This is a genomic window from Burkholderia sp. Se-20373, assembly GCF_017104705.1.
GTDB lineage: Bacteria > Pseudomonadota > Gammaproteobacteria > Burkholderiales > Burkholderiaceae > Burkholderia.
On the sequence record NZ_JAAGPH010000001.1, the window covers coordinates 130,491 to 142,642 of the forward strand.

Consider the following 12,152-nt stretch of genomic DNA (forward strand, 5'->3'; position numbering starts at 1 on the left):
GGCTCAATCCATTTCGATCTGAATCTTGACGTCGCGCGGGTGGCCGCTCGCCGCTTCCTCGAACGCGCGCACGCCTTCGGAAAACGGGAACGTGCGCGAGATGAACGGCTTCACGTCGATCGCGCCGGACGCGATCAGCGCGAGCGCGCGCGGAAAGATGTTCGCGTAGCGGAACACCGATTCGATGCGGCCCTCCTTCGCCTGCAGCGCGACCACGTCGAGCGGCACCGGGGCGACCGGCATCCCGATCAGCACCGCGCAGCCGCCCGGGCACATCAGGTCGACGAGGCCCGCATACGCGTTCGCGCTGCCGCTGGCCTCGAACACGACGTCCGCGCCCCAGCCGCCGGTGGCTTCGGCCACGACGTCGGCGAGCAGCTGCGTGCGTACGTCGACGGTCGTGACGGCACGGTTGCCGGCGAACAGCGCGAGCTTGTCGGGCACGACGTCGGCGAGGATCACGCGCGCGGCGCCGCCCGCAAGTGCGGCAAGCGCCGTCATCGCGCCGATCGTGCCGGCACCGATCACGACCGCGAGGTCGCCCGGCTTCATCGCCGCCTTCTTCGCGGCCTGCAGGCCGATCGACAGCGGCTCGACGATCGCGCCTTCGGCGAACGAGACGTTGTCGGGCAGCCGGTACGTGAACGCGGCCGGATGCACGACGTACGGCGTCAGGCAGCCGTGGATGGGCGGCGTCGCCCAGAAGCGCACGTCGGGATCGAGGTTGTAGAGCCCGCGCAGCGTCGCGGGCGAATCGAGGCGCGGCACGCCGGGCTCCATGCACACGCGGTCGCCGATGCGCAGGTGCGTGACGCCGGCGCCGGTCTCGACGACGGTGCCGGACGCCTCGTGGCCGAGCACCATCGGCGCGTCGACGCGAAACGGGCCGATGCCGCCGTGCACGTAGTAATGCACGTCGCTGCCGCACACGCCGACCGTATGCACCTTGATCCGGACGTCGCCAGGGCCGACCGCCTGCGGCAGGTCGATGTCGCGCAGCGCGAGTTCGCGCGTGCGTTCGAGTACGAGTGCTTTCAACACATCCTCCTTATTTTCCCTTGACGATCGAATTGAGCAGGCGGCTCAGCATGCCGACGAACACGAGCGGCGGCAGCGCGAGCAGCACCGTCGACGCGTTGATCACGCCCCAAGGCACTTCCTGGCCGAGCGACGTGAACGCGGACGCGACCACCGGCAGCGTCGCGCTGCGCGACGACGTGAGCGCGAGCGCGATCATCAGCTCGTTCCACACCAGCACGAAGCTGAACACGATGCCGCCGAGCAGCGTGCTCGCGCATACCGGCAGCGCGATGTGCCAGAACACCGCGTACGGGCCGTAGCCGTCGAGCGCGGCGGCTTCCTCGATCTCGCGCGGCAGCCGGCGGAACACGGGGATCGACAGCCACGTGATGGTCGACAGCGTGACGAGCAGGTACGTGACGATCATCGACAGCTTCGTGTCGTACAGCCCGAGATCGACCCAGATCGCGATCAGCGGCAACGCGACCGCGACCGGCGGCAGGAAGCGCAGCGACAGCAGGAAGAACTGGATGTCGCGCTTGCCGCGTATCGGGTAACGCGCGATCGCATACGCGGCCGGCACGCCGAGCACCGCGCCGATCAGCACGGCCGCGCCGACGATCGCGATGCTGTTGCCGAGGCCGATCAGCACCTCGGGGCTCGACAGCACCTGCTCGTAGTTCGCGAGCGTCGGCGTGAAGATGAAGCGCGGCACGGGCGTGACGATGTCGAGCAGGTGCTTGAGCGAATTGAGCACGGCCCAGAACAGCGGGAACGCGGCGACGAGCAGGATCGCGCCGGCGATCGCGACAGTCGTTGCGGTCGAAACGGTCGCGGCGGTGCCGCGGCGGGCCATCAGTCGTCCCATTTGTTGACCCTCTTCCAGATGAGCGTGAAGACGAGCGTGGTCGCGACCATCATCAGCACGGCCATGCCCGACGCATAGGACACCTTGCCGGCGAGGCCGATGCCCTGCTGGTACGCGTACAGGTCGAGCGTTTCGGTCGCGATGCCGGGGCCGCCCTTGGTCATCACGTAGATCAGGTCGAACGAGCGCAGCGACTCGACCATCTTGATGAACACGAGGCTCACGAGCGGCGCCTTCAGCATCGGCAACGTGATGTACGCATGCACCTGCCACGTCGTCGCGTAGTCGAGCCGCGCGGCTTCGAGCGGTTCGGGCGGCAGCGTCTCCAGCAGCTTCAGGATCACGACCGCGAAGAACAGCCCCCATTGCCACACGTCGACCAGCGCGACCGCGTAAAGCGCGAGATGCGGATCGGCGAGGAACGCGGTGTTCTCGATCCCGAGCATGCCGAGCAGCCAGCTCAGGATGCCGGTGAGCGGCGCGTACATGAACTTCCAGATGAACGCAGCCGACACGCGCGGCAGCAGCACCGGCATGATCAGCACCAGCGACGCGAGGCGGCGCCAGCGGCCGTGCACGCGCTCGAACAGGAACACGGCCAGCGCGATCCCGACCAGCACCGCGCCGGCCACCGTGACGACTTCCCACAGCACCGACACCTCGATCGCGTTCAGGAAACGCCGGTCGGACGCGAGCCGGATGAAATTGCGCAGGCCGACGTATTCGCTGTCCGGGTAGCGCAGCACACGGTTGCGCAGCGCGAGGTTGATCGCGGCGACGGTCGGGACGAGGCTCAGGACGGCGAGCAGCGCGAGCGTCGGCGCGAGGAACACCCACGGCAGGCTCGTGCGGTCGCGGCGTGCGCGGCCGCGCCGGGCGGACGGCGCGGAAGGCGGGGCAGGGGCCGGACGGACGCCGAGCGCGCGTCCGCCGGCGCCGTCATTTGCGAGCGCCATGTTCGAGCGCATCCTTCGCGTACTGGTCTGCGTCGTCGAGCGTGCCGCGCACGTCCGTCTGCGTGCCGGTGAACACCTGCTCGAGCGCGATGCCGAGGTTGTCGCCGATATCCGGCCACTGCGGCGTGCGCCAGATCGTCACCTGCGTGACCGGGTTGGTGTCGTTCAGCCCGGCCTGGATCTGCGGCGCGACATGCTGCTTGAAGTACGGGCTCGCGATCGTGCTCGACCGGTTGTAGTCGCTGAACACGCCGTTGCGCAACCGCGCCTGCTCCTGGTCCTTGCTGGTCGCCCACGCGATGAAGCGGCCGGCGGCCATCCGCGTGCAGTCGTCCTTCGCGCCGACCGCCGAGATCGCGAAGCCGTGGCCGTGCGCGGCCGACGGCAGCGGCGCGGGCGGCCGCGTGTAGCCGACCTTGCCGGCCACGTTCGACTTGCTCGCATCCTCCATCCAGTCCGCGAACGGCGTCGATTCGATCATGAACGCGACCTTGCCCGAGCGGAACGCTTCGAGCGCGTTGCTCCAGTCGTAGGTCGCCGCGCCCGGCGGCGCGTACTTGAACAGGTCGCTGTAGAGTTGCGTGGCTTTCACGGCGGCCGGCGAGTTGAACGCGGGCTGGCCGCCCTTGTCGGTCCACGCGCCACCCATCCCGAGCATGAACGGCGACCAGCGCCACACGTTCATCCCGGAGCCGCGCTGGCCGCGCGCGACCCAGCCGTACAGTTTCGGCGGCGCGTTGAGCTTCTTGATCGCGGCGACGAGCTGGTCGAGCGTCTTCGGCACCGGGATGTGCGCGGCGTCGAGCAGGTCGCGGCGGTAGAACAGGAAGTCGCCGCCGCCGATCAGCGGCGCGAAGTACGCGACGCCGTTGTAGCTTGCGACCGCGCGGCGGCCGGGCAGGAAGTCGTCGTAGTCGTATTCCTTCGGGTAGTACTTGAGGAGCGGCACGATCCAGTTGGCCGACGCGAATTCGGCGACGTTCGCCTCGTCGACGTAGTAGATCTGGTAAGAGCCCGCGCCGGTCGACGCGTCGAGCCGCGATTTCGCGCGGCGGTCGTTCTCGCCGAAATAGCTGATCTCGACCTTGGTGCCGCTCTTCTTCTCGTAGTCGGCCAGCGATTTCTCCATCACCGACAGGCCGAGGCTCTTCTGCGCGAGCACCCGAAGGGTCGGCACCTTGCAGACCTGCGCGGCCGCGACGCCCGGCAGACAGGCGCCGAGCAGCAGGCCGGCTGCGACGATTCGCATCTTGTTCACCCGTGTCTCCTTGATTCTGCTTGTTCGAATGCCGTCGATGACAGCAGGAACAATGGTGTGACGGGGGCGATGCGGGCACCACATCAAAAGAAAACGCCAACCGATACTTTTTGCTCAGGGTTGGTCGTGCGATGCACAAAATGTGGTGGTGGAGGGAGGCGGGACAGTGCGTGATATCCGCGTGACGTGGCGTGACTGCATCAGTCGCTACGACCGGCCGCACACGCTTTTCTGCCGCGATTCGAGTGACTGGCGGGCCGGGGGCTACGGCGTTGCTTTCCCGTTCGGAGAGTACGAGCAGGTGGCGACTGCCATGCGCACCTGCGCCGGCCGGGCTGATCCAGGCGATGCGGTAAAGTAGCGCCTTCGCAGGGGGCACCCGCTGAGAGAGCAGCGCTCTTGCTGGATCAGGAGAAAAATGAATGAGTGAAAACAGGTACACGTACGGCACTTGGCGGGATTTGCGGCCCGTCGACGTGTTCGCCTTGGTGGCGTTCGACGAGACACGCAAGCAGCTCGGCCTGGACGATCTCGCCGCTGCGTCGGCAATGCTTCTCGGTCAGGCCGACGTCCCCGTCCCAGGCAAGTTCACTGGCGCTACGCCGGGCACGTCCGTCGCCTCCCTTGCAGCTCGGAAGTTGTTTCCTCAAACGTTGCCGTTTCGCCTGCCGATGATCATGGGTGTCGGCTTGTCCGGTATTCGGATCGCCTTCACTCGCCGCCTCGGCGCGTGGGTCGGTCGGGCGATCCCCGTCGTGGGCGAGGTGTTCCTGGCTCGCGACGCCTATCTGATCATGCGCAACACCGTGTCGACCTACAACCGATTCGTAAAGCCCGAGGACCGGATGCTCTGAACCATGAAAGACGATACCTGGGAACGCCTCGAAGCCTTCACACGCGAAGAACTCGGTCGGCCGCTGCTCGGCGGCAGGCTGAACCTGCAGCCGGAATCCCGGCTTGAGCAGGATCTCGGCGTCACGGGTCTCGATGGGGTGGAGTTCATCGACAGGTGGGCAGAGACATTCGGCGTCGACGCCCAAGGATTCCCGTACCGGCGCTATTTTGGCCCCGAAGGTCAGGAACTGCTGTCGTCACTTATCGGGTTGTTCGTCAAGCGCCTCCGGCACCCGGAGCGGCGGCCGCTGACCTTGGGGATGCTGGCAGAGGCAACGCGACGCGGGAAGTGGGACACCGACGCGATCGAGGCTGCAGCGGGGGAGTGATCGTATATGGCAGGGCCGGTTGATGTATTGACCGGCCCTTTTCGCTGGCGGAAACACAATTACGTCACGCGAAATTTTTCTGCCTGTCTATTTATTGCGCTTGAGCCGGTGCATTTATCGCGCGCGCGGCTTCATCCGCGCGCCGGCCCGTGCGGCGTGTCGAGCGCGATCCGGTACACCCGCAGCGCGTTGTCATGCCAGACCGCGCGTCGCTCGGCATCATCGAGATGCGTCATCGCACGAGCGAACGTGCGCAGCAGCGCCGGGTACGACACACGCAGCCCGGCCACCGGAAAGTTACTGGCGAACAGGCAGCGCTGCGCGCCGAAGATCGCGATCGTGTCGCGGATGATCCGTGCGTTGTCCGCTTCGTTCCACACTGCATCGCGCAAGCCGAGTTCGGAGATCTTCACGGTGACGCGCGGCGACGCGGCAAGCGCCTCCATGCCGCGTCGCCAGCGCGCGAGCCCTGCATCCGAGCGATCCCACGGCAGCCCTGCATGTTCGAGCACGACGTCGACATCCGGTGCATCGGCGAGCATCGAAGCCGCTTCCTCGAGATGCCAGAACGGCACGCGCAGATCCCAGCACAGCCCGTGCGCGGCGAGGCGCGCCAGCGAAGCCGGCCAGCGCGGATCGCGCAGCGTGCCCGGCCCGTCGACCGACGCATCCGGCTCGGCCGCCGTACGAGGCTTGAAGCGCACGCCGCGCACGCGCGGCCACGCGGCCTGCTCGGCAAGCCGCTCGTCCGCATCACCCGCGAGCAGGTCGACCCACGCGACGACCGCCGACGGCAGCCCACGCGACGCCGCGACTTCATGCAGCCAGCGCGTTTCCGCCAGCGCCTCATCACGCGCACGTTCGGCCTCGACGTGCACGCTCGCGACGATCGGTGCGCCCCGCGCCGCGTGCCGGAGCGCGTCCACCCCGAAATCGCGGCACAGCGCCGCGTAGTCGCCGAACATGAAGCGCGCCGGATCGTAGTCCTCCTGCAGCCACGGATAGCGCGCACCGGCATCGAGCCGCCACAGGTGATGATGCGCATCGACGAGCGCATCCGGCATGCCGTCGAGCGGCGACGTGTCGCGCATGTCAGCGTGCCCCGGCGAGCACGTACGACGCATCGGGCTCGCGCAGCGTCGGCAATGCACTGACGAAACGCCACGTATCGAGATCGAGCTCGCGCACGTAGTCGTCCTGGAACGACACGTACGCGACGCGCCGCGACGGATGAAACGACAGCGCGGTCGGGTTCGCGGGCAGCGCGATGCGTTCGATCTCCTCGAGCTGCCGCGCATCGAACACGGAGATCGACTGCTCGCCCGAATTGGTCAGCAGCAGCAGGTCGCGGCCGTCGGGCGCGCTCGTGCGGTAGATGCGGTTCGGATCGCTGCGCGTCTTCACGCGGCGCCCGCAGGTCATCGTGTCGGTGTCGATCTCGACCAGCGTGTCGTCGCCGCGATTCGCGACGAACAGCGTGCGTTCGTCGCTCGACAGCGCATTGCCTTCGGGGCGCGGGCCGGGCATTACCGCGCGCGGCGCGACCGTCGCGTCGCGCGGATGGAATTGCGTGACCGTATTCGACAGCAGGTGCACGCCGTATGCGCGGCTCGCATCGCGCGTGAGCGTGACGAGGTGCGTCTTCACGCCGCCGGACGGCACGGCCATGTTCGGCACGGGCTGTCGGGTCGGCTCGTCGAACACGAGCAGCATGTCGTGCGCCTCGCTCATCGCGTACAGCCGGCCGTCGCGGTCGCTCGCCATCCCGTGTGGCCGGTAGTACGGCCACAGGTCGAGCATGCGCGTATGCGTGCGTTCGACGAGATCGATCTCGGCGATCCGGTGATCGCCGTCATGGCCGCGCGACCACGCGGTCTCGATCCCGAAGATGCCGACGTACGCAAAGCGCTCGTTCACGTCGACGGTGAACTCGTGCGGGAAGTTCGGCAGCACGACGTGCTTGAGCGCGGCCTTGGTGTCGAGGTCGTAGAAGCTGAAGGTGTGGGCGCATTTCTGCACCAGCAACAGGATGTCGTTCATGGTGGGGTCTCCGTCAATTCGTCAGCAAGCCTGCGTATTCGTGTATCCGGTCTCAGTCCTCGCAGCGTTTCGGCAGCGTCAGCGCGAGCAGGCCGGCCACCGCGAGCGTGATCGCGAGGCTGTACACGCCGGCCGCCGCGCTCACGTGCTGGGTCAGCACGCCGACCGCATACGGGCCGCAGAAGCCGCCGAGATTGCCGAGCGCGTTGATCAGGCCGCGCGCGCTGCCGGCCGTCTCGACGCTGCAGAGCTTCGGCGGAATCGCCCAGAACACGCCGGCGGCCGCCTGCAGGAAGAAGCCGCAACCGATCAGGAACGCGAACGACACGGCCATCGACGCATGCGTGAGCACCGACAGCGCCAGGCACGCGGCGAAGCCGACGAGCGGCAGCAGCACGAACAGGCGGCGCTTGCCGGTTCGGTCAGACAAATACGACGTGACGAACATGCCGATCACCATCGCGACATACGGCAGCATCGCGAGCAGGCCGATCTTGCCCATCCCGGTGTGCGTGAGGTTTTTCAGCAGGGTGGGCAACCACATCGTATAGCCGTAGATGCCGACCTGATAGCAGAAGTTGATGGCGATCAGCAGCCAGATCGTCGGGTTGCGCAGCAGCTCTCCGAACGACGCGGCCGCCGGCGTGCCGGCCGCGCGCTTGCGTTCCTGTTCTTCGCGCAGCGCGTCGAGGATGTACGCCTTCTCGCGCGGCGACACCCAGCGTGCGGTCTCCGGGCCGTCGTCGGCGAACATCAGCCACACGACGAGGCACAGCAGCGACAGCGCGCCCGCGCTGAAGAACAGGTGATGCCAGTCGTACGCGGCGAGGATGAAGCCGGACAGCGGCGCGGTGATCATGCCCGCGAGCGGCACGAACATGATGACCATCGCATTCGCGCGGCCGCGTTCGCGGTCGGGAAACCAGTGGCTGACCATCGTCAGCACGACCGGCAGCATCCCGCCCTCGGCCACGCCGAGCAGGAAGCGCAGCGTCAGCAGTTGCCAGGTGTGCGTGACGAGCCCGGTCAGCACCGACAGCACGGCCCAGCTCACGAGCGACCACGCGATGAAGGTCTTGCCGCTGCCGAGCGCCGCGCGCCGGCCGCCGGGAATCTGCAGGAACAGGTAGCCAAAGAAGAAGATGCCGCCGGCGAGGCCGGCCATCGTCGCGTCCATGCCGAGATCGGCGTTCATCCCGCCGGGCATCGCGAACGCGATGTTCACGCGGTCCATGTACGAAATGATGCAGGCGAGCAGCAGCGGCGGAATCACGCGCAGCCAGCGGCGGCGCGGAATGGCTTCGCCGGCTTCGTAGGCCGGGGTGGCCGGGTTCAACAGGGTCATGGTGTCTCCAATCTGGGTGATGGCGGCGGCGGTCTTCTGATGGACCGCTGTCACGCCGTGACGCGCCGATGCGCAACGCCCTGCGGCGTTGCACGTGTGAACCGATGCCGGGTGCCTAGCGCCCCCAGCGCAGCACGAGCGGATCGAGCCGCCGCGCCGCGTCGAGCAAGCCGGTGCGCACCTGTGGGTGCAGCTCGGGCCACGGTGCGCGCGGCGCGTCGCACGCGATCACGCCGCCTTCGCGCATCAGCGCCTTCGCGGTCAGGAATCCCGACTGACGGTTCTCGTAGTTGATCAGCGGCAGCCAGCGCGCGTACTGCGCGACGGCTTCGTCGCGACGGCCGGCGAAATATGCGTCGGTGATTTGGCGAATCCCGTCCGGATAGCCGCCGCCCGTCATCGCGCCGGTCGCGCCGGCATCGAGATCGGCGAGCAGCGTGATGCCTTCCTCGCCGTCCCACGGCCCCTCGATCGCATCGCCGCCGAGCGCGATCAGCTCGCGCAGCTTCGACGCGGCGCCTGCCGTCTCGATCTTGAAGTACGACACCGCGTCGATCTCGCGGGCGAGCGACGCGAGGAACGGCGCGGACAGCGCGACGCCGCTCGCGGGCGCGTCCTGGATCATCAGCGGAATGTCGAGGCCGTCGGTGACGTCGCGGAAGAACGCGCGCACCTGCGCCTCCGGCACACGGAACGTCGCGCCGTGATACGGCGGCATCACCATCACCATCGCCGCGCCCATCGCCTGGGCGTGTCGGTTACGTTCCGCGCAGATTCGCGCGCTGAAGTGCGACGTCGTGACGATCACCGGCACGCGGCCCGCGACGTGCTCGAGCGTGGCGCGCGTGATCAGTTCGCGTTCGTCGTCGCCGAGCGCGAACTGCTCGGAGTAGTTCGCGTGGATGCAGAGGCCGTGCGAGCCGGCATCGATCATGAACTCGATGCAGCGGCGCTGGCCGTCGAGATCGAGCGCGCCGGTCGCGTCGAAGATCGTCGGCACGACCGGAAAGACGCCCTGGTAGCGTGCGTGCATGGCGGGCCTCACTCGACGATGTCGAACTGGTCGAGGAATTCGGTCTTCAGCGTGAGGCCGAGGCCCGGCACGTCGTCGCGCAGTTGCACGAAGCCGTTCTCGGCCACCGGCTCGCCGGCGAAGATGTAATAGAACAGCTCGTTGCCGACCTCGACATCGAACATCGGGAAGTACTCGCTCATCGGCGACGCAAGCGTGCTCATCGTCAGGTGATAGTTGTGCATCTGGCCCGCATGCGGGATCACCGGCACGCTGTACGCCTCGCACAGCGCGTTGATCTTGTGCGCCATCGTGATCCCGCCGACGCGGTTCGTGTCGTACTGGACGACCGACACGGCCTTGCGGTCCAGCAGCTGCTTGAAGCCGTACAGCGAGAACTCGTGCTCGCCGCCGGAGATCGGGATGCGCGTGAGCTGGTTCAGCTCCGCGTAGCCGTCGATGTCGTCGGCGATCACCGGTTCCTCCAGCCAGCGCGGCTGGTATTTCTCGAGCTTCGGCAGGATGCGCTTCGCGTATTCGAGGTTCCAGCCCATGTAGCACTCGAGCATCAGGTCGTTGTCGTAGCCGATCACCTCGCGGATCGCCGCGACCGACTTCAGGTTCTCGGTCACGCCCTGCTGCCCGTGCGCGGGCCCGTAGCCGAAGCGCATCTTGAACGCGCGGAAGCCTTCCTTCAGGTAGCGCTGCGCCTCGTCCTGCATCTCCTTCAGGTCGGTGCGGTAGAGCTTCGAGTAGTAGCAGGGGATCTTTTCCTTGGTGCGGCCGCCGAGCAGCTTGAACACGGGCTTGCCGACGCTCTTGCCGAGGATGTCCCAGATCGCGATGTCGACCGCCGAGATCGCCGCCATGCCGATGCCCTTGCGGCCCCATGCATGCGTCGCGCGATACATCCGCTGGTTCAGGTATTCGTAGTCCCACGGGTCCTGGCCGATCACGAGCGGCGCGAGGTACTGGTCGATGATCACCTTCGCGACATGCGGCGCGAGCGCGACGTTGCCGAGGCCGACGATGCCGTCGTCGGTCTCGACTTCGACGACCGTCCACGCATGGAAGCGGAACGTGCTCATCGTTTCCTGCGGCGCGTACAGCAGGTCCATCGCGTTCGAGCAGAAGTTGCCTTGCGGCGGGACGGTCTTGCCTTTCCACTGGAATACGCGGGCGCGCACGGAACGGATCTTCATCGGGTGTCTCCGGAGTTCGGTGTGATGTTGTCGTGTTGAAAAGCGGTCGGCCGGCGGGGCCGTCGGGTCAGGCGGAAACGGGCTGTGCGCGGCGCGCGGCGCCCATCCGGCACGCGATCTGCAGCGCCTGCCACGTCGCGCCGACGTCGGCCGTGCCGCGGCCCGCGATGTCGTACGCGGTGCCGTGCGCGGGCGTCGTGATCGGCACCGGCAGCCCGCCCTGCACGGTCACGCCGCGCGAGAAGCCGAGCAGCTTGATCGCGATCTGCCCCTGGTCGTGGTACATCGTGACGATCGCCTGATAGTCGCCGGCCTGCGCCTTCAGGAAGATCGTGTCGGCGGGGAACGGGCCGTGGAACGGCGCGTCGGTCGGCCAGTCGCGCGACTGCAGCCGGCGTACGGCCGGCTCGATGATGTCGACTTCCTCGCGGCCGCAGCTGCCGCCGTCGCCGCCGTGCGGGTTGAACGCGGCAATCGCCACCTTCGGCGCGGCGATGCCGTTCGCGAGCAGCGACCGGTAGATCAGTTCGGATGCCTGTTCGATTCGCTCGATGCTCAGGTAGCCCGGCGCATCCTTCAGCGGAATGTGCGACGAGATGCGCGCGGTCCACAGCTCGCCGAGCGTGTTGAATTCGCAGAAGTAGCCGGACACGCCGAGCGCCTCGGCGAAGTGGTGCAGCTCGTCCTCGTGCTTCAGCCCGCCGAGCTTCATCGCGTACTTGTTCAGCGGCGCGAAGCAGATCGCGTCGATGTCGCCGGCGAGCGCCGCGTCGAGGCACAGGTCGAGCACGGTCAGCGTCGAGCGGCCGCCGGCCGCGCCGGGCTGCCCGACCGTGACGTCGGCCGGATCGATCGTGTCGAGGGCGACGAACGCGGCGCGTTCGGTCGACGGCCGGCCGCGCGCGGCGGCGAGTGACGCGACGGGTTCGACGTCGACCGTCACGCCCGCGACGCGCTGGCCGGCTTCCCACAGCCAGCGGTCGCCGATCAGCACGAGATTCGCGCGGGAAGTTGCGTCGGGGCGGGCGAGCAGTTTCGCGATCAGCTCGGCGCCGATGCCGGCGGGGTCGCCGAGCGTCAGCGCGACGACGGGGAGCGGCGTGGCGGGCGAGGGGGGGGTCATGTGGCGTCTCCGGTGGCGGCGCGTGGCCGTTTGTGTATCGGGTTCATGCTAGGTAGACGGAATGAGTCGGTAAATTGAAAACTCTTGATGAATCGATAACCTGGA

The 12,152-nt window shown here is 67.6% G+C and carries 12 protein-coding genes; 2 read left to right on the forward strand and 10 right to left on the reverse strand.

Features of this window, described 5'->3' with window-relative positions:
- Positions 1-3: 3 nt before the first annotated feature.
- From G3N96_RS00615 to G3N96_RS00630, 4 genes are read right to left on the reverse strand one after another with little or no spacing between them, the layout of a single operon-like run.
- On the reverse strand, positions 4-1,038 hold the full coding sequence (locus G3N96_RS00615) for an NAD(P)-dependent alcohol dehydrogenase (RefSeq protein WP_206135854.1): 1,035 nt from the start codon (positions 1,036-1,038) through the stop codon (positions 4-6).
- A 10-nt stretch (positions 1,039-1,048) separates the two neighbouring features.
- Positions 1,049-1,888, reverse strand: a complete 840-nt coding sequence (locus G3N96_RS00620; RefSeq protein ID WP_089473861.1) for a carbohydrate ABC transporter permease — start codon at positions 1,886-1,888, stop codon at positions 1,049-1,051.
- Entirely contained in the window at positions 1,876-2,844 is a 969-nt protein-coding gene (locus tag G3N96_RS00625; RefSeq protein ID WP_241022388.1) for a sugar ABC transporter permease, read from the reverse strand. The genes G3N96_RS00620 and G3N96_RS00625 overlap by 13 nt, the downstream gene beginning before the upstream one ends.
- Positions 2,828-4,102, reverse strand: coding sequence for a sugar ABC transporter substrate-binding protein (locus G3N96_RS00630; RefSeq protein ID WP_206135855.1), 1,275 nt, complete (start codon positions 4,100-4,102; stop codon positions 2,828-2,830). The genes G3N96_RS00625 and G3N96_RS00630 overlap by 17 nt, the downstream gene beginning before the upstream one ends.
- A 422-nt stretch (positions 4,103-4,524) precedes the next feature.
- Between G3N96_RS00630 and G3N96_RS00635 the strand changes: the two genes are divergently transcribed.
- Positions 4,525-4,956 (forward strand): STM2901 family protein, encoded by a 432-nt coding sequence (locus G3N96_RS00635; RefSeq protein WP_206135856.1) that lies wholly within the window; start codon positions 4,525-4,527, stop codon positions 4,954-4,956.
- 3 nt (positions 4,957-4,959) lie between these two features.
- Positions 4,960-5,325: a DUF1493 family protein gene (locus tag G3N96_RS00640; protein WP_206135857.1), complete on the forward strand. Its 366-nt coding sequence runs from the start codon at positions 4,960-4,962 to the stop codon at positions 5,323-5,325.
- A gap of 131 nt (positions 5,326-5,456) precedes the next feature.
- Here the strand turns inward: G3N96_RS00640 and G3N96_RS00645 are convergent, their stop codons facing one another.
- The 6 genes from G3N96_RS00645 to G3N96_RS00670 form a co-directional block, all read right to left on the reverse strand.
- Positions 5,457-6,416, reverse strand: a complete 960-nt coding sequence (locus G3N96_RS00645; protein WP_206135858.1) for an amidohydrolase family protein — start codon at positions 6,414-6,416, stop codon at positions 5,457-5,459.
- A 1-nt stretch (position 6,417) separates the two neighbouring features.
- Complete coding sequence (locus G3N96_RS00650; RefSeq protein ID WP_206135859.1) at positions 6,418-7,365, reverse strand: YncE family protein; 948 nt, start codon at positions 7,363-7,365, stop codon at positions 6,418-6,420.
- A gap of 52 nt (positions 7,366-7,417) precedes the next feature.
- Complete coding sequence (locus tag G3N96_RS00655) at positions 7,418-8,710, reverse strand: MFS transporter (RefSeq protein WP_039344369.1); 1,293 nt, start codon at positions 8,708-8,710, stop codon at positions 7,418-7,420.
- A gap of 115 nt (positions 8,711-8,825) precedes the next feature.
- Positions 8,826-9,743, reverse strand: coding sequence for a dihydrodipicolinate synthase family protein (locus G3N96_RS00660; protein WP_206135860.1), 918 nt, complete (start codon positions 9,741-9,743; stop codon positions 8,826-8,828).
- Positions 9,744-9,751: 8 nt separating this feature from the next.
- Positions 9,752-10,924, reverse strand: a complete 1,173-nt coding sequence (locus G3N96_RS00665; RefSeq protein WP_124580385.1) for an L-rhamnonate dehydratase — start codon at positions 10,922-10,924, stop codon at positions 9,752-9,754.
- A gap of 67 nt (positions 10,925-10,991) precedes the next feature.
- Complete coding sequence (locus G3N96_RS00670) at positions 10,992-12,047, reverse strand: 4-hydroxythreonine-4-phosphate dehydrogenase PdxA (protein WP_206135861.1); 1,056 nt, start codon at positions 12,045-12,047, stop codon at positions 10,992-10,994.
- Positions 12,048-12,152: the final 105 nt, after the last annotated feature.

Excerpts from the sequence above, each read along its gene's own strand:
- G3N96_RS00620 (WP_089473861.1), bottom strand. The coding sequence starts at position 1,888 with ATGGGACGACTGATGGCCCGCCGCGGCACCGCCGCGACCGTTTCGACC.
- G3N96_RS00625 (WP_241022388.1), bottom strand. The coding sequence starts at position 2,844 with ATGGCGCTCGCAAATGACGGCGCCGGCGGACGCGCGCTCGGCGTCCGT.
- G3N96_RS00635 (WP_206135856.1), top strand. The coding sequence starts at position 4,525 with ATGAGTGAAAACAGGTACACGTACGGCACTTGGCGGGATTTGCGGCCC.
- G3N96_RS00640 (WP_206135857.1), top strand. The coding sequence starts at position 4,960 with ATGAAAGACGATACCTGGGAACGCCTCGAAGCCTTCACACGCGAAGAA.
- G3N96_RS00645 (WP_206135858.1), bottom strand. The coding sequence starts at position 6,416 with ATGCGCGACACGTCGCCGCTCGACGGCATGCCGGATGCGCTCGTCGAT.
- G3N96_RS00650 (WP_206135859.1), bottom strand. The coding sequence starts at position 7,365 with ATGAACGACATCCTGTTGCTGGTGCAGAAATGCGCCCACACCTTCAGC.
- G3N96_RS00655 (WP_039344369.1), bottom strand. The coding sequence starts at position 8,710 with ATGACCCTGTTGAACCCGGCCACCCCGGCCTACGAAGCCGGCGAAGCC.
- G3N96_RS00660 (WP_206135860.1), bottom strand. The coding sequence starts at position 9,743 with ATGCACGCACGCTACCAGGGCGTCTTTCCGGTCGTGCCGACGATCTTC.
- G3N96_RS00665 (WP_124580385.1), bottom strand. The coding sequence starts at position 10,924 with ATGAAGATCCGTTCCGTGCGCGCCCGCGTATTCCAGTGGAAAGGCAAG.
- G3N96_RS00670 (WP_206135861.1), bottom strand. The coding sequence starts at position 12,047 with ATGACCCCCCCCTCGCCCGCCACGCCGCTCCCCGTCGTCGCGCTGACG.